This window comes from Streptomyces sp. NPDC055189 (assembly GCF_053606765.1).
In genome coordinates, this window is the sequence record NZ_JBSGSG010000036.1 from 24,370 (window position 1) to 46,098 (window position 21,729).

The window sequence follows — 21,729 nt, forward strand, 5'->3', positions numbered from 1 at the left end:
TGGTCACATCACCATGAGCGAGGCCCTTCTGGCCTCGGAAGCGGGGACGGGCGTCACGGCGCCCGCCCCGACTTCCGGTGCCCGTCAGTTCTGGCGGCGGCTGCGTACGCAGCGCGCCGCCCTCGTCGCGGCGGTCGTCGTCGCGCTGCTCGTCCTGGTCGCGCTCGCCGCGCCGCTGCTCACCGCCATCGAGGGCCAGGACCCCAGTACGTACCACCCCGACCTCATCGACTCCGGGCGCGGCGGCGTCCCGATCGGCTCGTTCGGCGGGATGAGCGCCGAACACTGGCTCGGCGTCGAGCCGCAGACCGGACGCGACCTGTTCGCCCGTCTCGTGTACGGCGCGCGGGTCTCCCTCGGCGTCGCCTTCGCCGCGACCTTCGTGCAGGTGCTGCTCGGCGTCACCATCGGCATCGCGGCCGGGCTCGGCAACCGCCTGGTCGACCAGGTGCTCAGCCGCGCCACCGACGTCATCGTCGCCATGCCGCTGATGGTCCTCTCGCTCGCCCTGATGGCGATCGTGCCCAGCGGATTCCCGCGTCCCGTCCTGGTCGCCCTGGTCATCGGGCTCGTCGCCTGGGGCAGTACGGCCAAGATCGTGCGCGCGCAGACCATCACCCTCAAGGAGCTCGACTACGTGGCCGCCGCCCGGCTCAGCGGCTGGAGCACCTGGCGCATCGCGCGCCGCGAACTCCTGCCGGGGCTCGCCGCCCCCGTCATCACCTACGCGGCGCTGCTCGTCCCGCTGAACATCACGGTGGAGGCCGCGCTCTCCTTCCTCGGCGTCGGCGTCAAACCGCCCACCGCTTCCTGGGGACAGATGCTGACCTCGGCCGACATCTGGTACCAGGCCGCGCCGCAGTACCTACTGCTGCCCGCGGGGGCGCTGTTCGTGACGGTGCTCGCGCTGACCGTCCTCGGCGACGGCGTGCGGACCGCGCTCGATCCGCGGGCCGCGTCGCGGCTGCGGATCGGCACCGGGCAGAAGCGGGAGGGCAAGGCATGACCGGCCTCTCGCAAGGCGTGACCGGCCTTCTGCACGGCATGACCGGCTTCCTCCTGAGGCGCGCGATCGGCGCCCTTGTCACCCTGCTCGCCATCTCCGTGATCATCTACGCGGTCTTCTACGTCGCTCCCGGCGACGTCGCCCAGATCACCTGCGGTCCGCGCTGCTCACCGGCCCAAGTGGCGCAGGTGAGCGAACAGTTGCGGCTCGACGATCCGGTGTACGTCCGCTACTGGGACTTCCTCCAGGGCATCTTCGCCGGCCAGGACTACTCGACGGGCACCGGCACGGAGCACTGCGACGCCCCCTGCCTCGGGCTCTCCTACCAGAGCGACCAGCAGGTCACCCAGCTGATCCTGGCGAAGCTGCCCGTCACCGGGTCGCTCGCGCTCGGCGCCATGGTGATGTGGCTGATCCTCGGCGTCGGCACCGGCGTCCTGTCCGCCTGGCGGCGCGGGCGCGTCACCGAGCGCGTCCTGACCGGCGTCACCCTCGCCGGCACGGCCACGCCCGTCTTCGTCATCGGCCTGCTGCTGATGATCGTGGTCTGCGGCCAGCTGAACTGGCTGCCCTTCCCGCAGTACGTACCGTTCACCGACGACCCCCAGCAGTGGGCCTGGAACCTGCTCCTGCCCTGGCTTTCCCTGGCGCTGATCGAGGCCGCCAAGTACGCGCGCCTCACCCGCGCCTCGATGCTGGAGACCCTCGCCGACGACCATGTGCGGACGTTCCGTGCGTACGGCGTCGGGGAGCGCTCGATCATCGGCAAGCACGCCCTGCGGGGCGCGATCGCCCCGGTCATCGCGATGAGCGCCAACGACTTCGGGTCGATGTTCGGTGGTGCCGTGCTCAGCGAGACGCTTTTCGGCCTGCCCGGCATGGGGCGCGAACTCGTGCACGCGGTCAAGGAGGTCGACCTGCCGGTCGTGGTCGGCATGGTCCTGGTGACCGGCTTCTTCGTGGTGCTCGCCAACGCCGTCGCGGACGTTCTTTACGCGGTGGCCGACCGAAGGGTGGTCCTGTCATGAGCCCGGTCCCCGGCAAGGTGCAAAGCCTCGTCCAAGTGACCGATCTGGTGGTCGACTTCGGGGAGACGCGCGCCGTCGACCGGCTCTCCTTCACGCTGGAAAAAGGCGGCGCGCTCGGCCTCGTCGGCGAGTCGGGGTCCGGCAAGAGCACGGTGGCCTCCGCGCTGCTCGGGCTCCACCGGGGCACCGGCGCGCACGTCGGCGGTGAGGTGCGGGTCGGCGGCATCGACGTACAGGAAGCGTCCGGTGCCGAGCTGCGGCGGCTGCGGGGCGGGAAGGCGGCGATGGTCTTCCAGGACCCGCTGTCGTCCCTGGACCCGTACTACGCGGTGGGCGACCAGATCGCCGAGGTGTACCGCGTGCACACCGGGGCCTCGCGCAGGGCGGCACGCGCGCGTGCCGTCGACGTGCTCGACCGGGTGGGCATCCCGGACGCGGCGCGCAGGTCGCGGTCCCGGCCGCACGAGTTCAGCGGCGGCATGCGGCAGCGCGCGCTCATCGCCATGGCGCTCGCCTGCGAGCCCGAGCTCCTGATCGCCGACGAGCCGACGACCGCCCTGGACGTCACCGTGCAGGCCCAGATCCTCGACCTGCTGCACGTGCTGCGGGCCGAGACCGGAATGGGCCTGCTCCTGGTCACGCACGACGTGGGTGTCGCGGCGGAGAGCGTCGACGACGTCCTGGTCATGCGGTACGGGCGGGCCGTCGAACGCGGGCCCGTACGTGAGGTTCTCGGAGCGCCGCGCGAGGCGTACACGCGCGAGCTGCTCGGGGCGGTGCCCCGGGTGGACTCGCCGCGGGAAGCGGCCGCCCCCGCGCAGGGCGACGTCGTACTCGAAGCGGTCGGTCTGCGGCGGGAGTTCGGGCGCGGCAAGCGTGCGTTCGCCGCGGTGGACGGGGTGTCGCTCACGGTCCGCCGGGGGGAGACGCTCGGGATCGTGGGGGAGAGCGGCAGCGGCAAGACGACCCTCGGGCGGATGCTGGTGGGACTTCTCGAACCTTCGGCGGGGGAGATCCGGCACGGGGGCGCGGCGAACGGGGGTGCGGACCGCGGTGGTGGGTCTGCGCCGTCGGGCCGTGGTGTACGGGCGGGCGTGCAGATGGTGTTCCAGGACCCCGTCTCCTCGCTCAATCCGCGCCGCGGCATCGGGGAGTCCATCGCTGATCCGCTGCGCGCGCGGGGCGAGCGCGACGAAGCCGTCGTGCGCGCACGCGTGAGCGCCCTCATGGAGCGCGTCGGGCTCGATCCGGCGTACTACGGGCGCTATCCGCACGAGTTCAGCGGCGGCCAGCGGCAGCGCGTCGGGATCGCGCGGGCCCTTGCCGCCGAGCCCCGCGTCATCGTGTGCGACGAGCCGGTGTCGGCGCTCGACGTGACGACGCAGGCGCAGGTGACCGCGCTGCTCGCCGAACTGCAGGAGGAGCACGGGCTCGCCCTCGTCTTCATCGCGCACGACCTCGCGGTGGTACGCCAGGTCAGCGACCGGGTCGCGGTGATGCGGCAGGGGCGGATCGTCGAGCAGGGCTCCGTCGACGAGATGTACGAAGCGCCGCGACAGGCGTACACCAGGCAGCTGTTGGCCGCCGTGCCCGCGCTCGATCCGGAGGCCGCGGCGCAGCGCCGCACGGCCCGCAGGGAGCTGGCCGCAGCTTAACGTTCCGTAGCCAAAGAGCGCTCTCCGGGCTTCATAGCGCGACAGAACGCTACCGGCGCGGGAAAGTTACGGGCGTTCACCCCTTTTGGTGGCGTGATGGACAACCGTCCATCACGCCACCTGCATGTCCGCATACGTTCGTCCCGCTGCGAGCCGCCGGCCCAACGGCGGCTCTCCATATGGGAGATCGGGGGTGTACGCGTGCGCATCGGACTGCTTACGGAGGGTGGCTATCCGTATGTGAGCGGTGACGCCAGGCTCTGGTGTGACCGGCTCGTGCGCGGGCTCGGGCAGCACGAATTCGACATCTACGCACTCAGCCGCAGCGAGCGGCAGGAGGCGCAGGGCTGGATCGAGCTGCCGCCCCAGGTGGAACGGGTACGGACGGCGCCCCTGTGGACGGTCGACGACGACACCGCCTCCGAAGCCGGGTACGGACGGCGGGCGCGGCGGCGCTTCACGGAGTGCTTCGGCGAGCTGGCCTCGGCAGTGTGCGACTGTGCCCCCGGCACCTCCAGCGTGGTGGCGGACCGTTTCAGCAGTGCGCTCTACGGCCTCGCCGAACTCGCCCGCGACGAGGGCGGCCTCGTCGGTGCCCTGTGCTCCGAAGCGGCCGTGCGCGCCCTGGAGAGCGCGTGCCGCGCGCCGGGCGCACTCCGCGCCGCACGCACCGCACGGGTACCCGACCTGCTCACCGTGGCTGGCCTCCTGGAGCGTGCGCTTCGCCCGCTCTCCCTCGACTGGTACGGCGACGACGGCCTCGGCGCGGTGGACCTGTGCCACGCCACGTCCGGCGGCCCGGCGGCGCTCCCCGGCCTCCTCGCCAAGCACTTCTCCGGAGTGCCGCTCCTCGTCACCGAGTACGGCGTGCAGCTGCGTGCGCACTACCTCGCGACCGGCGACGAGGCCCTGAGTGCGCCGGCGCGGGCATTGCTCACCTCCTTCCACGGCAAGCTCGCCGCCGAGGCGTACCGCCGGGCCACGTTCATCACGCCCGGCAACACGCACGCCCGCCGCTGGCAGGAGCGGTGCGGGGCCGAGCGGGCCAAGCTGCGCACGGTCTATCCGGGCATGGAGGCGTCCCGCTTCGCGGAGGTCGGCGAGCGGGAGGACCCGGGCGACCCGGACACCCTCCTCTGGGTCGGGCGCATCGAGCCCGCAAAGGACCTTGTCTCCCTGCTCCACGCCTTCGCGGAGGTCCGCAAGGAGGAGCCGAAGGCGCGCCTTCGCATCGTCGGCGCGACCGCGGAAGGCCCGGAGGCGGCCGCGTACCTCACGCACTGCCGGGCCCTCGCAGCGCAGCTCTTCCCCGACGAGGCGCAGGGCGCGCACGCCGTCGGCGACAACCCCGTGTCCTTCGAGGAGATCGGCGCACCCGAGGTGCCCGAGCTTGCGGACGCGTACGCCGCGGGGAGTGTCGTCGTCCTGTCGAGCGTCATAGAGGGCTTCCCGATCAGCCTGGTCGAGGCGATGTTCTGCGGGCGCGCGACGGTCTCCACGGATGTCGGCGCGGTCGTCGAGGTCATCGGCGGCACGGGGCTCGTGGTGCCGCCGCGCAACCCGCGGGCGCTCGCCGAGGCGTGCGTGACGCTGCTGCGCGACGCGGGGCGGCGCGAACGGCTCGGGGCGGCGGCGCGTGCGCGGGCGCTCGAACTGTTCACCGTTGAGCAGAACATCGAGGCATTTCGCGGCATTTACCTGGAGATCGTCTCGCGCTGCCCGGTGCGCAGGGAGGCGCTCGACGACGCGGGCGAGCCGGTGCCGTTCGGCAACCCGGCGGAGGCCCGCATGCCGGGCCGGTGGGCGGGAGCCGCGGGCGGCGGGGACGCGGGCGCGCCGAGTTGGGCGCACGAGACCGACGGGCCGCAGCAGTTGAAAGGGGCGGGCGTATGAGCAAGGAGCAGCAGGTCGACGCGCCTCGGGCTCCGGTGAGTCCCGGCGGGTGGGACGTGCGGTCGGAGGAACTGGTCGCCGACGCGGCACTCGTACGGGAGCCCGCGGCCTGGCGCGGGGCGGCATCCGGTGCCGAGACCGGTGCCGGTCCCGTGCGGCGCGGTGGCGTCGACCCGGTGAAGGCGCTGATGCACCGGCACAAGGAACTGTGTGCGCGGGCCGTAGACCCACTGGAGATCGCCGCCGGACTCGAGGCGCACGGAGTGACCGACCGGACCGCCGCGCGGTTCAGGCACCGGGACGTGTTCGCGCTCGCCGAGGAGATGTACGCGCGCGTGCCGCGCGACGAGGAGGAACGCGCCGTCCCCGTGGCGCCTCCCCCGGGGAGCGTGCCCGAAGTACCCGCCGGTTGGGCGCTGTTCGCACTGTTGCCGGGTGCCGCGTGCGGGCTCGCTGTCGCGGGGCTTGAACTGACTCAGGGTCGTGCGCGGCTCGCGGTGGGGCTCGGCGGAGCGCTCGCCGTGGCCGTCGCGCTGCGGATCGTCCTCCGTAGGGGCCCGCTGCGTTCCGCGCACCAGATCCTGCCCGCCACGCGCGCGTGGGCGTGCTTCCTCGTCGCGTACGCACTCTTCGGCGACGGGCTGCTGCGGGCCGCCGTCTCCGGCGGGCCCGACGGCCCCTGGGCGCCGTCGACCGCCGCCGCCCTTGGCCTCTCGCTCGCCGTCGCGCCCGCGGCATGGTGCGTGCGGCTGTTCGCCGTGGGTGCACAGGGAAGGCTTTCCCTCAGCCGGGGGCTCACCGAATTCACCGCCTCCGTAAGGCCGTTGCTCCTCGGCGTGATCGCGCTCTACCTCTGCGCCCTGGCGGCCCTGCTCGTGGGGGCCGCGGCCCTGCGGGCGGCACCTGTCTCCGCCGGTGCAGGGGCGCTGGGCGCACTGCTGCTGCTCTCCCGGCTGCTCTCCTCGTACGGGTTCACGCGTGCGCCCTCGCTGATGCTGGGGGCCGCGGGTGCCGCGGAGGCGGCCCTGGTCGCCTGCGTGTTCGCGGGGCGGCTGCCGGGATGCGCGTGGCTGGCCGCTCCGGTGGAGGGCGCGATGCGGGCCTGGGGGCCCGGTGTCGTCCCCGTCGTCGCGTGCGGCGCCGCCGCGGGCGTGCTGCTGCTCCATTCCCTGCGGGTGCTCAGCCGGGCCTCCGCACACGCGGGCCGGACGTCTTGAGCGTGCGCGCCGCCGGCCGCGGCTCACCCGACGCCACGCACTCGAAGCCCTCCATGCCCTCCATGCCTCCCACGCCTTCGATGCCCTCGAAGGCCTTCTCTCCCGCGGGGCCGACACCGCGGGCCTTACCCCGTGAATTACGGCAACCCTCTGAAGGAGACAGCCAGATGAGCACCCCCAGTATCCGCGCAACCGACCCGGGAGCCGCCCGATGAGGGTGCTGCTGATCGGAGCCAACGGATACCTCGGCCGGTTCGTCGCCGACCGGCTGCTCGCCGACCCGGCGGTGCAGCTCACCGCGCTCGGCCGCGGAGACGACTCGGACGTACGGTTCGACCTCGCGAGCGGCAGCCCCGGCGCGCTCACCCGCTTCCTGGACGCCGTGCACCCGGGCGTCGTCATCAACTGCGCGGGCGCCACACGCGGCGGTGCCCGCGAGCTGACCCGGCACAACACCGTCGCCGTCGCCACGATCTGCGAGGCCCTGCGCCGCAGCGGATGCGGGGCGCGGCTCGTACAGCTCGGATGCGGCGCCGAATACGGGCCGAGCCAGCCGGGATCCTCCACCGCTGAGGACGCCGTGCCCAGGCCCGGCGGACCGTACGGAGTCAGCAAGCTCGCCGCCACCGAGCTGGTCCTCGGGTCGGGACTCGACGCCGTCGTCCTGCGGGTGTTCTCGCCCGCGGGGCCCGGCACCCCGGCCGGATCGCCGCTCGGGCGGCTCGCCGAGGCCATGCGGCGCGCCATGCAGTCCGGTGACGGCGAGCTCAAGCTCGGGGGCCTGGGCGTGCAGCGGGACTTCATCGACGTACGCGACGTGGCGCGCGCCGTGCACGCCGCCTCGCTCTCCGCGGCCCAGGGCATCGTGAACATCGGCGCGGGCCGTGCCGTACGACTTCGTGACGCGGCAGCCGTCCTGGCGCGCGTCGCCGGGTACGGCGGAGCCCTGCACGAGCTCGACCAAGGGGCCCTGCGGCAATCCATCGGGCACCCCCGCGCCGAATCCGAGCACGGGAACCCCGCCGCCTACCCCTACCCGGACGGCTGCGGCAGCTGGCAGCAGGCGGACGTGCGCACCGCGCGCGACCGGCTCGGCTGGCGCCCCCGGATCAACCTCGAAGAGTCACTCGCCGACATCTGGATGGAGGCGGCATGCCGCATCTGACCAGCACAGCCACCGGAACCGCACACACCGACGTACGTCTGGGCTTCGGCATCCCCGGCTTCGCGCACCCCCTCGTCGCGCCGGGCGAATGGTCCGAACTGACCCGGCCGGGGACCCCTTTGGACTGGGTCGTCCTGAATGTGAGCAGGGGTCCCGGGGACCGGCCCGACCCGCACTGCCTGGAGGCGGCGGGACGGCTGCGGAACGCGGGCGTACGTGTTCTCGGTCACCTCGACGTGACGTACGGGGCGCGCAGCTTCGGAGAGATCGTCTCCGACGCCCACCGCTACCTCGACTGGTACCAGGTCGACGGCTTCTCGCTGGACCGCTGTCCCACGGAGCGGGCGGCGCTCCCCGAGGTGCGCAGGACGGTCACGACGCTGCGCGCGCTCTGCGACGACGCCCACATCGTCCTCGGACACGGCACCCACCCGTATCCCGGATACGCCGAATCCGCCGACCAGTTGGTGACCTTCTCGGGTCCCTGGAGCGATTACCGCTGGTCACAGGTGGCCGAGTGGACCGCCGACTACCCGCCCGAGCGCTTCTGCCACTTCGTGCACGGGATGCCGCGCGGCCATCTCGACGAGGCGCTGCGCATCGCACGCTGGCAGGGCGCGTCGACGATCTACTTCACCGACCGGGTGGACGTCGGGGGAGCCGGTGACCCCTGGGAGTCCATGCCCGGGTACTGGGACGAAATCGTCTCGCGCATCGGAACGGGTGTCTCGGAATGAAGAGGGGCGTGGCAGTGTTACGGACAGAACAACCGTTTCCACATACCGACCAACGGAGTCTCCGTGTCGCTGCCACCCCTGGTCGAGCCAGCATCTGAGCTCACCGTCGACGAGGTCCGCAGGTACTCCCGCCACCTGATCATCCCCGACGTCGGGATGGAAGGGCAGAAGCGGCTGAAGAACGCCAAGGTGCTGTGTGTCGGCGCCGGCGGCCTCGGGTCACCGGCGCTGATGTACCTCGCCGCGGCGGGCGTCGGCACGCTCGGCATCGTGGAGTTCGACGAGGTCGACGAGTCGAACCTGCAGCGCCAGATCATCCACAGCCAGGCCGACATCGGCCGCTCCAAGGCGGCGTCGGCGAAGGACTCCGTCCTCGGCATCAACCCGTACGTGAACGTGATCCTCCACGAAGAGCGGCTCGAAGCCGAGAACGTGATGGAGATCTTCGGTCAGTACGACCTGATCGTCGACGGCACGGACAACTTCGCCACGCGGTACCTGGTCAACGACGCGTGCGTGCTGCTCAACAAGCCGTACGTGTGGGGTTCGATCTACCGCTTCGACGGCCAGGCCTCCGTCTTCTGGAGCGAGCACGGCCCGTGCTACCGCTGCCTCTACCCGGAGCCCCCGCCCCCCGGCATGGTCCCGTCCTGCGCCGAGGGCGGCGTCCTCGGCGTGCTCTGCGCGTCGATCGGCTCCATCCAGGTCACCGAGGCGATCAAGGTCCTGGCCGGCGTGGGCGACCCGCTGGTCGGGCGCCTGATGATCTACGACGCCCTGGAGATGCAGTACCGCCAGGTCAAGGTCCGCAAGGACCCGGACTGCGCGGTCTGCGGCCCGAACGCCACCGTCACCGAGCTCATCGACTACGAGGCCTTCTGCGGCGTCGTGTCGGACGAGGCCCAGGAGGCGGCGCTCGGCTCGACGATCACTCCCAAGCAGCTCAAGGAGTGGATCGACGGGGACGAGAAGATCGAGATCATCGACGTGCGCGAGCAGAACGAGTGGGAGATCGTCTCGATCCCCGGCGCCAAGCTGATCCCGAAGAACGAGTTCCTCATGGGCACCGCCCTTGAGGGCCTTCCGCAGGACAAGAAGATCGTCTTGCACTGCAAGACGGGTGTCCGCTCCGCGGAGGTGCTCGCCGTGCTGAAGTCCGCGGGCTTCAGCGACGCGGTGCATGTGGGCGGCGGCGTGATCGGTTGGGTCAACCAGATCGAGCCCGAGAAGCCGATTTACTAGGCGTAGCGCTTGAACGGAAAGGGGCCCGCACCTACTGGTGCGGGCCCCATTTCCATGGCGGGGCGTTTCGGGCCGGGGGCAATGCGTCGCCTTGACGGCTCGTCCTCAAACGCCGGACGGGCTGAAACCCCCTGGCCCTCTCACGTCTCGCAGACCTTGCCGTCCTTCGGAGCCTTGCCGTTCAGGAGGTAGTCGTTGATCGTGGCGTCCACGCAGTCGCTGCCTCTGGCGTACGCCCCGTGGCCCTCGCCCTTCCAGGTCAGCTGGACGCCGACGCCCTTGCCGAGCTCGTCCGCCATCTTGCTGGCGCCTTCGTAGGGCGTCGCCGGGTCTCCGGTGTTGCCGACGACCAGGACCGGGTCCGCACCCGGAGCGCTCACGTCGGGGGAGTCGTGCAGCCCGGCCACCGGCCACTGATGGCACCAGCCCGCCGTGTCCCAGCCCATGAACTCGCCGAAGACCGGCGATATCCGGCGGAACTCGCCGAGCTGCTCCTTCGCCTGTGCGGGCGTCGTCCGGTCCTTGGCGTCGAGGCAGGCTATCGAGCGCTGTGAGTGGCTCTGCGTGCTGTAACGGCCGGACGGAGAGCGTTCGTTGTAGGCGTCGGCCAGCTCCAGGAGCGCCGATCCTTCGCCCTTCTCGGCCTGCTCCAGGCCGCGGGTCAGGGCGGGCCAGCTGTCCTGGCTGTACAGGGTGACCGTGATGCCGGTGGTCGCAAGGGACTGGGTGAGCTTGCGGTCGCCCGAAGCGGGCAGCGGCCGGGCGTCGAGGCGCTTGAGGAGGCGCACTATCTTCTGCGAGCCCGCCTTCGGGTCCTGGCCCGATGACTTCAGGTAGTTCTCCAGGGCGCGCTGGAAGCCCCGCGCCTGGTTCTTGGCGTGGCCCACCGAGTCCGCGGACGGGTCCACGACGGCGTCCAGGGTGAGGCGTCCGGCCTTCTTGGGGAACAAGTGGGCGTAGACGCCGCCCAGTTCGGTGCCGTACGAGACGCCCATGTAGTGCAGCTTCTCGTCGCCGAGCACCTGGCGCATCACGTCCATGTCCTGAGCGGCCTCGACCGTCGAGACATGGCCGAGGAACTTGCCCGCGTCGCGCGCGCAGCCCGCGCCGAAGTCGGCCGCGTCCTTGAAGTACGCCGCTTCCTCGGCCGGAGTGTCCGGGGTCATGTCGACGGACTCCGCGGCCTCCGTCTCCTTGTCGCTGCGGCAGCGCACACCCTCGCTGCCGCCGACCCCGCGCGGGTCGAAGCTCACCAGGTCGTAGCGCTCGCGCAGCTTCTCGTAGTCGTCGGCGAACGACGGCAGCATGGAGACGCCGGAGCCGCCGGGCCCGCCGAAGTTGAACAGGAGCGAACCGATGCGATCGCCCTTGCCGGTGGACCTCAGGCGGATCAGCGCGACGTCGATCGTCTCGCCGTCCGGCTTCTCGTAATCCATGGGGACCTTGAGGGGCGAGCACTGCCACTCGGAGCCGGGCGCGGGGTCCTCGCCGGTCGCCTTGCAGCCGCCCCAGTCGAGCCGCTGGCTCGTGAGCGAGGAGGGCAGGGTGGAGGAGGGGGCGGGTCTCGGCGACTGCTCGGGGCCGGTCGGCGCGGGCTTCGCGTCGTCCTTGCCCTCGTCGGGACCGCCGCAGCCGGCGGCGAGCCCCGCCACCAGTATTCCTGCGGCGGCCAGAGCGGCTGACCGTACGAGACGCGGCATGGAGCGCTTCCCCCCTCGGAAGACAGTCAAGCCATGGTAAGTGGGGTCACCGACAGTGGCCCCGGGGGGTCGTGCGGCCTCCGCCGCGTCACGAGCAGACAGTGCCCTCCTTGGGCACCGTGCCGTCCAGGAGATAGTCGTTCACCGCGTTCCGCACGCACTTGTTCTTGCTGTCGTACGCCCCGTGCCCCTGGCCCTTGTACGTGAGCTCGACGCCGACGCCCTTGCCGAGCGCGTCCGCCATCTTCTTCGCGCCCTCGTACGGGGTGGCCGGGTCGCCGGTGTTGCCGATCACGACGATCGGCGGCGCGCCCGGTGCGCTGACGTCCGGGTGGTCGGCGGCGCCGTCCACGGCCCAGTCGGTGCAGCCGACCATGCCCCAGGCCAGGTAGTCGCCGAACAGCGGTGATGCCTCGCGGAACTCGGGGAGCTTCTTCTCGACGTACTCCGGCGAGTAGCGCGCCTTGTCGTCCGCGCAGTTGACGGAGATGTTGGCGGCCTGGAGGTTGCTGTACGTGCCGTCCTCGTTGCGGCCGTTCATGGAGTCGGAGAGCGTCATGAGCAGCTTGCCGTCGCCGTCGTACGCCTGGTCGAGCCCCTCGGTGAGGTACGGCCAGAAGTCCTGGGAGTACAGCGCCTGCGCGATGCCGTTCGTGGCGGCGGTCTGCGTCAGTTCGCGCGAGGGCTGAGCGGGCAGCGGCTTGGAGTCCAGGTCCTTCAGAAGCTTCGCGATCTTGTCCTTGACGTCCTGCTCGGTGTCGCCGACGGGGCAGTCCTCGACCTTCGACGTGCAGTCCTTGGCGTAGTTGTCGAGCGCGAGCTGGAAGCCCTTCGCCTGGCCCAGCGAGCCCTGTTCGGCCGGCTCCGTGGGGTCCACCACCGCGTCGAAGACGGCACGGCCCACCTTCTTGGGGAACAAGTGGGCGTAGACGCCGCCGAGTTCGGTGCCGTACGAGATGCCGAAGTAGTGCAGTTTGTCGTCGCCGAGTACCTGGCGCATCAGGTCCATGTCGCGGGCCGCGTCGGTGGTGCGTACGTGGGGGAGTACCTTGCCTGAGTTCTTCTCGCAGGCTCCGTTGAAGCCCTTCACGTTCTTGACGAGCTTCTTCTGCTCGGCGTCGTCGTCGGGCGTGGAGTCCTCCTGGAAGTACGCGTCGAGCTTCTCGTCGTCCTCGCACTTCACGCCCGCGCTGCGGCCGACGCCCCGGGGATCGAAGCTCACCAGGTCGTAGCGGGTGCGCAGTTTGGCGTAGTCCTGTCCGAAGGCGGGCAGCGTGGTGATGCCCGAGCCGCCGGGGCCGCCGAAGTTGAAGACGAGCGAGCCGATCCGCCGGTCCTTCTCGCCGCTCGCCGCGGCGCGGATCAGGGCGATGTCGATGGTGTCCGACTTGGGCTTGTCCCAGTCGAGGGGGGCCTTCATGGTGGCGCACTGCCATGCGGCGCCGCCGGGGAGCGGGGAGGGGGCCTCACCGCCGCCTTCGGCGGCGTCGGGCGCGGGGCAGTCCTTCCAGCTGAGCTCCTGGGCCGACAGATCCGTGTCCTTGGAGTCCTTGGAACCGTCACCGCCGCAGGCCGCGAGGGTTGCGGACAGCAGGACGAAGGTGGCGGCGGCACGCGCCTTGAGGTTGGGCATGCTCCCCATCCTGCGGGGGGCGCAGACGGGGCGCACGGCTTGCTCGCCCTTCCGTGGCTTGCTCGTCCTTCCGTGAACGGGCGGCCTTCTTCGAAGCGTGAACGGGCGGCCTTCTTTAAAGAAGGCCGCCCGTTCTAAAGAAGGCCCTTCCTTGTCAGGTGGTTGAAGAACAGCCACCCCGGAAGCACAGGCAGCCACAGCGTGAGGAGACGGAACAGCAGCACCGCGGGCGCGGCCACGTCCTTGGGCACGCCCACCGCGATCAGACCGAAGGTGAGCGTCGCCTCGACCGCACCGACACCGCCGGGCGTGGGCGCCGCAGAGCCGAGCGCGTTGCCGGCCAGGAAGACCACGGCGACGCTGGCCAGGGTCAGCGGCTTCATCTCCGAAGTGGTGAAGGCGCGCACCGAAGCGTCGAGACAGAGCACGAACATCAGCGTCAGGAGCAGCATGCCGCCGATGCCGGTGAGCAGCTTCTGGGGGCGTTGCAGCACGTCGAGCATGCGCGGCACGACGCCCGCGAAGAGCGACCGCACGCGCGTGACGACGAACTTGCGCAGGAAGGGGATCGCGGTCACCACGAGCACGAGCACCGCGACCGAGAGGAGACCGGCGATGACGGTACGGGACGGCGACAGGGACGGCGTCTTCTCCGTACCGGTCACATAACCGAAGATCATCAGCAGCATGATGTGCGAGCCGAGCCCGAACAGCTGCGAGGCCCCGACGCTCGCCACCGCGAGGCCGGAACGCACTCCGGAGCGCTGCAGGAAGCGCGTGTTGAGCGCGACGCCGCCCACCGCGGCCGGTGCCACGATCTTCACGAACGACCCCGCGACCTGGGCCTGGACCGCCCGCAGGAACGGCACGCGTTCCGGCACGAAGCCGAGCAGACTCATCGCCGCCGCGAAGTAGCTCAGCGCCGAGCACGCCACGGCCACGGCGACCCAGCCCCACTCGGCCTCGGCGACGATCGTGTTGAAGTCGACGTGGGTGAGCTGCGAGAGCAGGAAGTACGCGCCGATGGCACCGGCGATGAAACTGATCAGCGTGCGCGGCCTGATCCGTTCGAGCTGAGCCGGCTCGACGGGCGCCTGCGGCCTGATGAGCAGCACCTGGTGACGGATCTGGGTGAGCAGATCCTCCTCGCGGGCCTGGTCCAGCGCTACGTCTATCGCCTGCTTCTCGGCCTGCTTCTCCGCGCGCACGGTCTTGCGGTCGGGGCCCTTGGCGCCGTCGGCCGTCTCAGCCGCCTGCTCCGCCGCGTTGGCTTCCGCTTCTTCCGCGCGGGCCAGCTTGTCCTTGCGGGACGCCTCAAGGACCGCCTCGCGCTCGCGCTGCGAACGCTCCCTTGCCAGCTTGCGCAGGGTGCCGCGGGTGGAGCGGGTCAGGGCGATGGGCTGGAGCAGCGGCAGACAGTCGGCGACCGTGTCGGGGCCGAGTACGTCGAGGGCGGTGGCGACCGCGCGCTCGGCGCCCACGCGAAGCCCGAAGGCGGTCAGGAGCTGCGCGATGTCCATCCGCAGGACCAGGTCACCGGCGGCGATCTCGCCGCCGCGCAGGTCGGTGAGGATCACCGTGCCGGAACGATCCACCAAGATCGCGTCACCTGCGAGCCTGCGGTGGGCGATCCGCCGCGACTGGAGCGCCTGCACCTGCCGCCAGGTGTCGCACAGCAGTTCATCGGTGATGACGTCGTCGGGCAGGGAGTCGAGGGTGCGGCCGCCCGTGTGCTCGTAGACGAGCATCACCGCGTCGGGGCCGAGCTCGGAGGTGGCGATCAGCTTGGGTGCGTTGGCCCCGGCCGCGATGGCCGCGTACGCGAGGAGTGCCTCCTGCTCCAGGGCCTGGCGCAGCGACTGCAGGCTGCGGCGCTGGGTGATGCCTCGCAGGGTGAGTCTGCGCCACACGCGGTAGAAGAAGCCCTGCGCCTGCTGCTCGCGGTCGATGACCGTGACGTCCAGGGGCGGGCCGTCCTCGAGGGTGACGAAGTAGCGGCGGCCGCGGTCGCCGTGCTCGCTGTCGGGGGCGTCCTCGCGGGCCGCGCTCACCGGGTGGAAGCCGACGTGCCGCAGGCCCGCGAGGAGCGTCTGGCCGGTGGGGCGGACGTTCGGCGAGCCGACCGCGTAGAGCGTTCCGTAGGCCACGCTCCAGCCGAGCAGGACCGTCAGGATGATCGAGAACGGCGTCGTGTAGCCGGTGACCAGCATGGTGAAGGCGTCGAGCAGCAGCACCACCCACAGCACCACGCGCCAGCGCGGTCTGCGGGACATTCCCACGGCTGTCATGTACGCGATGACCGGTGCGAGATAGCCGTGCACGGGGTCGGTGAGCGCGTGCAGATCGCCCGGCGACGGGCGGGTCAGCGCCTCCTGGATGGAGCCCGGGGCGGCCTTGGCGACCCAGAGGTCGGTGGCGAGCGTCACGCCGTGCGCGAGGACGGCCGCCAGGACGCCGTCGGCGATGCGCAGACCGTCCCGCTTGACCAGGCGCTCGATGGCGAACGCGACGGGGACGAGCAGGACGCCGATGCTCGCGGTGAGGCCCGCGAACTTGATCAGGAGGTCGGGCGCCTGGTCCGTGCCCTTGTCGATGTCCTGGGCGAGCCCCGACGTCGTGCCGTGCGCGAACGCGGCGATGGCGAGGACCACCACGATCCCGAGGACGCCGACGAGCAGCCGCATCAGGTCCGAGGGGCGGTGCACGCGCGCGGCGAGCAGCGGTTCGTCGCCGGCGACGCGGTCGGTGTGCGATTCGACTTCGTCTACGCAGGTGCCGGTGGGGTTGTCGGTGGGATCGCCGGTCGGGTTGCCGGGGGCGAGGGCGTCGGGTGCGTCCTGACCGCCCTGACCGCCCTGTGCGTCCTCGGTCCTGCCGGGCTCCCTGTCCGTGCCGGGCTCTTCGTCCTTGCCGTGCTTCTCGAACTTCTCGCGCTTCGTCAGGGAGTGCCCACCGGTGTCCGGGTGCGCCTCGGCCGCAGGGGTGCCCGCCGTCTCATCGGGGTACACATCCTGCTGCTCCGTCGCCTCTTCTTGATCTCGTATCACCAGTCACCGCCCGCACGATGGTGGCATGTCCCACCGACAGAGGGGGGCATCAGGGTGCAATGCGGGGTCGCAAAGTGTTCACCGAGCACCAGTTTGTCTCCTACCGCACACTCTGTCGCGGGCCCGTCACAGTGTCGGTGGCGTACGGCAGGATGGTCCGGATGAGCGAGGAGAGCGGATCGGAGCAGGGGCTCACGACGTACCCGGAGTACGCCGAGCGGGTCTTCGAGGTCGCGGAGCTGATCCCTCCGGGGCGGGTGATGACGTACGGGGACGTCGCGGAGTGGCTGGAGGAGGGCGGCCCCCGACAGGTCGGCCGGGTGATGGCCCTCTACGGGGACGCGGTTCCGTGGTGGCGCGTGGTCCGCGCGGACGGCCGGCTGCTGCCGGGCCACGAACTGCGGGCGCTTGGCCACTACCGCGCGGAGGGCACGCCGCTGCGTGAGGCGGGCCGCGCGTCCGAGGGCCATGTGCCGCGCCTCGACATGCGGCGGGCGCGCTGGGACGGCGCCGGTGCGCGCGAGGGCGGGGCGGCGGGTGGCGACGCGCCTTGCGGCGACGCGGCGGGGAGCGGCGGTGCCGCTCTCCGGCAGGCTCCGGGGGCTCACACCTGACAGCTTCGGCCATCTCGGGGCGTCGCGGGGGGCCGGTGGCCCGTACGGGGGAGGCCTTACGTTCCGCACGTCGGCTGGTTCGTATGAGCGAAGCCGTACGTCTCGCGGGCCGGCTGGTTCGTGTGAGGGAGGCCGTTCGTCTCGCGTGCCGGCTGGTTCGTATGAGGGAAGCCACTTGCCCCGCACCGGGGTCGGTTCATACGAGAGGAGCTGTACGTCCCGCACACTGGTTGGCTCGTACGAGGGAAGCCACACGTCCCGCACGCCCGCTGGCGTAGCGTCGACAGCACGCATTTCCCTCACCCCGCATCTCATCTCGCTTCTCACCCCCGCACCTCACTCCGCTTCGTACCGCGCACTTCACCCGCACCCGTCGCGCAGCCGTTTTTCACCACGTACACCCACCAGGACCGGCGACCCACGTGAGCTCCACTTCTTCCGCCCGGCACACCCGGCACCCGTCGCACCCTCAGGTGCGACAGGGGGCCCGGGGTGCCTATCGGCTGGTGCGCACTCCGCCGGTGCACGTGGATCCCCCTCGTCTTGACGCACCGCAGCGTGCCGTGGTTGACCATCCGGGAGGGCCGCTGCTCGTCCTTGCGGGGCCCGGCACGGGCAAGACGACGACGCTCGTGGAGTCCGTCGCCGCGCGGATCGCGAAGGGCACGGAGCCGGAGCGGGTCCTCGTCCTCACCTTCAGCCGCAAGGCCGCGGTGGAGCTGCGCGACCGCATGGCGCTGCGCATAGGCGCGGCCAACGCCCCGCAGGCGACGACCTTCCACTCCTTCTGTTACGCCCTCATCCGCGCGCACCAGGACGCGGATCTGTTCGTCGAGCCGCTGCGGCTCCTCTCGGGTCCCGAGCAGGACGTGGCCGTACGGGAACTCCTCGCGGGCCAGATCGACCTGGCGGGGGAGGGGCGTTCCCACGTCCGCTGGCCGGACGAGCTGCGGGCCTGCCTGACGACGCGGGGCTTCGCCGACGAGGTGCGCGCGGTGCTCGCCCGGAGCCGTGAGCTGGGCCTCGGCCCCGACGCCCTGGACGCCTTCGCCCGCCGGGCGGGGCGCCCGGACTGGGGTGCCGCGGCGGCGTTCCTCGCGGAGTACCTGGACGTGCTCGACATGCAGGGAGTGCTCGACTACGCGGAACTGGTGCACCGCGCGGTGCTGCTCGCTCGGCGCCCCGAGGTCGCGCGGGCGCTCGGCGCGCAGTACGACGCGGTGTTCGTGGACGAGTACCAGGACACGGACCCCGCGCAGGTGCGGCTGCTCCACGCGCTCGCCGGGGGCGGACGCTCCCTCGTCGCGTTCGGCGACCCGGACCAGTCGATCTACACCTTCCGGGGCGCCGACGTGAACGGCATCCTGGAGTTCCCCGCCCGCTTCCCGCGCGCGGACGGCGCCGAGGCGCCGGTCGAGGTCCTGACCACGTCTCGCAGGTCGGGAGCCGGTCTCCTCGTAGCCACGCGCCTGCTCACCCGGCGCATGCCGCTGACCAGGCTGCCCGCGGAGAAGGTACGGGCCCACCGGGAGCTTTCGGCGGTCCGGGACGGCGGGCGCGTCGAGGCGTACACGTATCCCACGTCCGGCGCCGAGCTGGACAACATCGCGGACATCCTGCGCCGCGCGCACCTGGAGGACGGCGTCCCCTGGAGCGAGATGGCGGTCCTGGTCCGTGCGGGAGCCCACACGATCCCCGCGTTCCGCCGCAGCCTCACCGCGGCGGGCGTCCCCCTGGCCATAGACGGCGACGACATCGCCCTGCGCCACGAGCCGGCGGTGACGCCGTTGCTGACGGCGCTGCGGGCGGTGGCGATGTCGGTGGTGTCGCAGCCCGCGACAGCCGCCTCTGACCTCCAGGCGGAGTCTGAGGCAGCTTCCGGCCCGCATGGGGGCGAGCCCGAGCATGGGCCTGAACCCGAGCCCGAGCATGGGCCTGAGCATGGGCCCGAGCCCGAGCCCGAGCGCGCGCCCGCAGCCGCAGCCCCCGTCTGGCTAGACACCGAGACCGCCCTCACCCTCCTCACGTCCCCCCTCGCCGGCATGGACGCCGCCGACCTCCGTCGGCTCGGGCGGGCCCTTCGCGCGGAGGAGCGGGCCGCGGGGAATCACCTTCCGCCGCCCTCCGATGAGCTGCTGGCCAGAGCTCTCGCTGAACCGGAGCGGCTCGTCGCGCATGATCCCGCCTACGCGCGTGGCGCCCAGCGGCTCGGTGCGCTGCTTCGCAAGGCCCGGGAACGTCTCGCGGGCGGCGGAACCGCGGAGGAGGCGCTCTGGGAGCTGTGGGACGGCACGCCGTGGCCGCGCCGCCTGGAGCGGACCGCACGCCGAGGCGGTGCCGCGGGGCGCAACGCGGACCGCGATCTCGACGCGGTCTGCGCCCTGTTCGCGTACGCCTCCCGTGCCGAGGAGCGGACCGGAGGCCGCGGCGCCCTCAACTTCCTGGAGGAGACCGAGGCGCAGGACATCGCCGCGGACACCCTCAACCGCAGGGCGGTACGCCCCGATGCCGTACGCCTGATGACGGCGCACCGCTCCAAGGGCCTCGAATGGCGGCTCGTGGTGGTCGCCGGTGTCCAGGAGGGCCTCTGGCCCGACCTGCGCCGCCGCGGCTCCCTCCTGGAGGCCGACCGCATCGGGAGCGACGGCCTCGCCGAGCCCCTCACCCCCGGAGCGCTCCTCTCCGAAGAGCGCCGGTTGTTCTACGTGGCCGCCACGCGCGCGCGTGAACGCCTCGTCGTCACCGCCGTCAAGGCGCCTGCGGACGACGGCGACCAGCCTTCCCGCTTCCTCACCGAACTCGGCGTGGAACCCAAGGACGTCACGGGCCGCCCGCGCCGCCCGCTGTCCGTCTCCGCGCTTGTCGCCGAGCTGCGCTCCACCACCGTCGACCCCCGCGTCTCGGAGCCCTTGCGCGAGGCTGCCGCCCACCGTCTGGCCAAGCTCGCCGCGCTGAGCGACGCCGACGGGCGCCCCCTGGTGCCGTCCGCGCACCCGTACCGCTGGTGGGGCATGTACGAACCGACGGCGAGCGAAGTCCCCCTCAGGGACCGCGACAAGCCTGTCGTCCTCTCCGGCAGCGCCCTGGACCAGCTCGCCAACACCTGTTCCCTGCAGTGGTTCCTGGGCCGCGAGGTGAAGGCGGACGCCCCCTCCACCGCCGCGCAGGGCTTCGGCAACGTGGTGCACGTCCTGGCCGACGAGGTCGCCTCCGGCAGGACACCCGCCGACCTCGCCGTCCTCATGGAGCGCCTCGACTCGGTCTGGGACGCGCTGGCCTTCGACGCCCCCTGGAAGTCGTCGCAGGAGAAGGAGCACGCGCGCGTGGCGCTCGAACGCTTCCTCCAGTGGCACGTGATGGACCGCGCGACCCGCACCCCCGTCAGCAGCGAGCACGACTTCGACGTGACCCTCGAAGCGGGGCCCTACGAAGTACGCGTACGCGGCTCCATGGACCGCGTCGAACAGGACGCGCAAGGCCGGGCCTACGTAGTCGACTTCAAGACCGGAAAACAGACCCCCACCGCCGCCGAGGTGGCCCGCCACCCGCAGCTCGCCGTCTACCAGCTCGCCCTCCGGGAGGGCGCGGTCGACGACGCCTTCGAAGGCGTACGCCCGGAGACGGGCGGCGCGGAACTGGTGCAGCTGCGCCAGGGCGCCGCCAAGAAGGACGGCGGCGAGGCCCTCCCCAAGGTGCAGGCCCAGGAGCCGCTCGCCGGGGAGTGGGTGGGCGACCTGCTCGCCACCGCGGCCGGCAAGGTCCTCGACGAACGCTTCTCGCCCACCACGGGCCAGCACTGCACGCACTGCTCCTTCCGCGCCTCGTGCAGCGCGCGGCCGGAGGGCAGACAAGTGGTGGAGTGAGCGGTGTGCGGCGGGTGGTGAAGTGGCAGGGGAGGCACCAGTGCGGTTCGTGGCCAACCTCACGTCACGGCGCACGCGTTCATAGCAGCCTCACAGGCCATCTAAAGTCTCGGTAAAGCTGATTTGTGCACCAGCGAACCCTCCGATCGTGCACCTTCCGAGGAGATACAGACATGGCAGCCAACCGGAAGCTCCTGGCCGCGGCAGTCGCCTGTGCCGCCGCCTTCGTCGGCATCACGGGATGCTCCAGTGAGGACAAGGACCCCTTCGAGGGGATGAGTGCCGACAAGATCGCCAAGAAGGCGGCCGACGCGTCCAAGGGCGCGGGCTCCTTCAAGGTGACCGGCGAGGGCAAGCAGGAGGGCAAGCCGATCAAGGTCGACTTCTCCGTCGCCAAGTCCGGTGACTGCGAGGGGAAGATGGACGGTGGCGCGGGCGGCACCGCCGAGTTCCTCATGTCGGGCGGGACCCAGTACATGAAGGGCGACGCTGCCTACTGGAAGAACTCCATGGGCGGCAGCGGCGGCCAGACCTCGCGCTTCGAGGACAAGTGGGTGAAGACGCCGCCGAACGGCGGGGGCGGCGGCATCTGCGAGGCGGACGCCATGTTCCAGTCCAAGAACCTGAAGAAGCTCAAGCGTGAGGACGACGCCGACGTCGACGGCAAGAAGACGGCCGTGCTCACCAAGAGCGAGTCGGGCAAGAAGACGACCTTCTACGTAGCGGCCGAGGGCAAGCCGTACTTCCTCAAGGTCGTCACGGAGGACAAGTCGGACCCGGGCACGATGTACTTCTCCGACTACGGCAAGTCGGTCGCGATCAAGGCCCCGGCGCCGGACGAGGTCGTCGACCTGGAAGAGCTCATGAAGTCCTGACGCCCGGGACCTCCGACGTCCTGACGCTCTGAGCGGCGGCGGTCACTGAAAGCC

At 71.4% G+C, this 21,729-nt stretch carries 14 protein-coding genes; 11 read left to right on the plus strand and 3 right to left on the minus strand.

Translation table 11 applies throughout. The features are described 5' to 3' along the window. Nucleotides 1–13: 13 nt before the first annotated feature. The 8 genes from ACWFR3_RS24375 (at nt 14) to moeZ (ending at nt 9,943) form a co-directional block, all read left to right on the plus strand. A complete protein-coding gene (locus ACWFR3_RS24375; protein WP_453736736.1) occupies nt 14–1,006 on the plus strand; it encodes an ABC transporter permease in 993 nt (330 codons plus the stop codon). Nucleotides 1,007–1,044: 38 nt separating this feature from the next. Beyond that, a complete protein-coding gene (locus tag ACWFR3_RS24380) occupies nt 1,045–2,034 on the plus strand; it encodes an ABC transporter permease (RefSeq protein WP_453736770.1) in 990 nt (329 codons plus the stop codon). After that, nucleotides 2,031–3,689, plus strand: a complete 1,659-nt coding sequence (locus tag ACWFR3_RS24385; RefSeq protein ID WP_453736737.1) for a dipeptide ABC transporter ATP-binding protein — start codon at nt 2,031–2,033, stop codon at nt 3,687–3,689. The genes ACWFR3_RS24380 and ACWFR3_RS24385 overlap by 4 nt, the downstream gene beginning before the upstream one ends. A 201-nt stretch (nt 3,690–3,890) precedes the next feature. Then, on the plus strand, nt 3,891–5,582 hold the full coding sequence (locus ACWFR3_RS24390) for a DUF3492 domain-containing protein (protein ID WP_453736738.1): 1,692 nt from the start codon (nt 3,891–3,893) through the stop codon (nt 5,580–5,582). Continuing rightward, nucleotides 5,579–6,799 (plus strand): hypothetical protein, encoded by a 1,221-nt coding sequence (locus ACWFR3_RS24395; protein ID WP_453736739.1) that lies wholly within the window; start codon nt 5,579–5,581, stop codon nt 6,797–6,799. The genes ACWFR3_RS24390 and ACWFR3_RS24395 overlap by 4 nt, the downstream gene beginning before the upstream one ends. 211 nt (nt 6,800–7,010) lie before the next feature. After that, nucleotides 7,011–7,964, plus strand: a complete 954-nt coding sequence (locus ACWFR3_RS24400) for an NAD-dependent epimerase/dehydratase family protein (RefSeq protein WP_453736740.1) — start codon at nt 7,011–7,013, stop codon at nt 7,962–7,964. Next, nucleotides 7,952–8,701 carry a spherulation-specific family 4 protein gene (locus tag ACWFR3_RS24405; protein WP_453736741.1) on the plus strand — a complete coding sequence of 250 codons (750 nt, stop codon included), beginning with the start codon at nt 7,952–7,954 and terminating at the stop codon, nt 8,699–8,701. Before ACWFR3_RS24400 ends, ACWFR3_RS24405 begins: the two co-directional genes overlap by 13 nt. Nucleotides 8,702–8,764: 63 nt before the next feature. Continuing rightward, nucleotides 8,765–9,943, plus strand: a complete 1,179-nt coding sequence (moeZ, locus tag ACWFR3_RS24410) for an adenylyltransferase/sulfurtransferase MoeZ (protein WP_453736742.1) — start codon at nt 8,765–8,767, stop codon at nt 9,941–9,943. A gap of 140 nt (nt 9,944–10,083) precedes the next feature. On the opposite strand, the gene ACWFR3_RS24415 is transcribed toward moeZ, so the two are convergent. From ACWFR3_RS24415 to ACWFR3_RS24425, 3 genes are all read right to left on the minus strand, one after another. Beyond that, nucleotides 10,084–11,643, minus strand: a complete 1,560-nt coding sequence (locus ACWFR3_RS24415) for an alpha/beta hydrolase (protein ID WP_453736743.1) — start codon at nt 11,641–11,643, stop codon at nt 10,084–10,086. Nucleotides 11,644–11,731: 88 nt separating this feature from the next. Next, nucleotides 11,732–13,276 carry an alpha/beta hydrolase gene (locus ACWFR3_RS24420; protein WP_453736744.1) on the minus strand — a complete coding sequence of 515 codons (1,545 nt, stop codon included), beginning with the start codon at nt 13,274–13,276 and terminating at the stop codon, nt 11,732–11,734. 134 nt (nt 13,277–13,410) lie between these two features. Further along, nucleotides 13,411–16,323 carry a lysylphosphatidylglycerol synthase domain-containing protein gene (locus tag ACWFR3_RS24425; RefSeq protein WP_453736745.1) on the minus strand — a complete coding sequence of 971 codons (2,913 nt, stop codon included), beginning with the start codon at nt 16,321–16,323 and terminating at the stop codon, nt 13,411–13,413. A gap of 152 nt (nt 16,324–16,475) precedes the next feature. Between ACWFR3_RS24425 and ACWFR3_RS24430 the strand changes: the two genes are divergently transcribed. From ACWFR3_RS24430 to ACWFR3_RS24440, 3 genes are all read left to right on the plus strand, one after another. Next, entirely contained in the window at nt 16,476–16,937 is a 462-nt protein-coding gene (locus tag ACWFR3_RS24430) for an MGMT family protein (protein ID WP_453736771.1), read from the plus strand. 503 nt (nt 16,938–17,440) lie between these two features. Further along, nucleotides 17,441–20,800: an ATP-dependent helicase gene (locus tag ACWFR3_RS24435; RefSeq protein ID WP_453736772.1), complete on the plus strand. Its 3,360-nt coding sequence runs from the start codon at nt 17,441–17,443 to the stop codon at nt 20,798–20,800. 173 nt (nt 20,801–20,973) lie between these two features. Next, a complete protein-coding gene (locus ACWFR3_RS24440; RefSeq protein WP_453736746.1) occupies nt 20,974–21,675 on the plus strand; it encodes a hypothetical protein in 702 nt (233 codons plus the stop codon). Nucleotides 21,676–21,729 lie beyond the last annotated feature (54 nt).

Coding starts and splice junctions, on each gene's coding strand:
- ACWFR3_RS24375 (WP_453736736.1), top strand. CDS start 14: ATGAGCGAGGCCCTTCTGGCCTCGGAAGCGGGGACGGGCGTCACGGCG.
- ACWFR3_RS24380 (WP_453736770.1), top strand. CDS start 1,045: ATGACCGGCTTCCTCCTGAGGCGCGCGATCGGCGCCCTTGTCACCCTG.
- ACWFR3_RS24385 (WP_453736737.1), top strand. CDS start 2,031: ATGAGCCCGGTCCCCGGCAAGGTGCAAAGCCTCGTCCAAGTGACCGAT.
- ACWFR3_RS24395 (WP_453736739.1), top strand. CDS start 5,579: ATGAGCAAGGAGCAGCAGGTCGACGCGCCTCGGGCTCCGGTGAGTCCC.
- ACWFR3_RS24400 (WP_453736740.1), top strand. CDS start 7,011: ATGAGGGTGCTGCTGATCGGAGCCAACGGATACCTCGGCCGGTTCGTC.
- ACWFR3_RS24405 (WP_453736741.1), top strand. CDS start 7,952: ATGCCGCATCTGACCAGCACAGCCACCGGAACCGCACACACCGACGTA.
- ACWFR3_RS24415 (WP_453736743.1), bottom strand. CDS start 11,643: ATGCCGCGTCTCGTACGGTCAGCCGCTCTGGCCGCCGCAGGAATACTG.
- ACWFR3_RS24420 (WP_453736744.1), bottom strand. CDS start 13,276: ATGCCCAACCTCAAGGCGCGTGCCGCCGCCACCTTCGTCCTGCTGTCC.
- ACWFR3_RS24430 (WP_453736771.1), top strand. CDS start 16,476: ATGGTCCGGATGAGCGAGGAGAGCGGATCGGAGCAGGGGCTCACGACG.
- ACWFR3_RS24440 (WP_453736746.1), top strand. CDS start 20,974: ATGGCAGCCAACCGGAAGCTCCTGGCCGCGGCAGTCGCCTGTGCCGCC.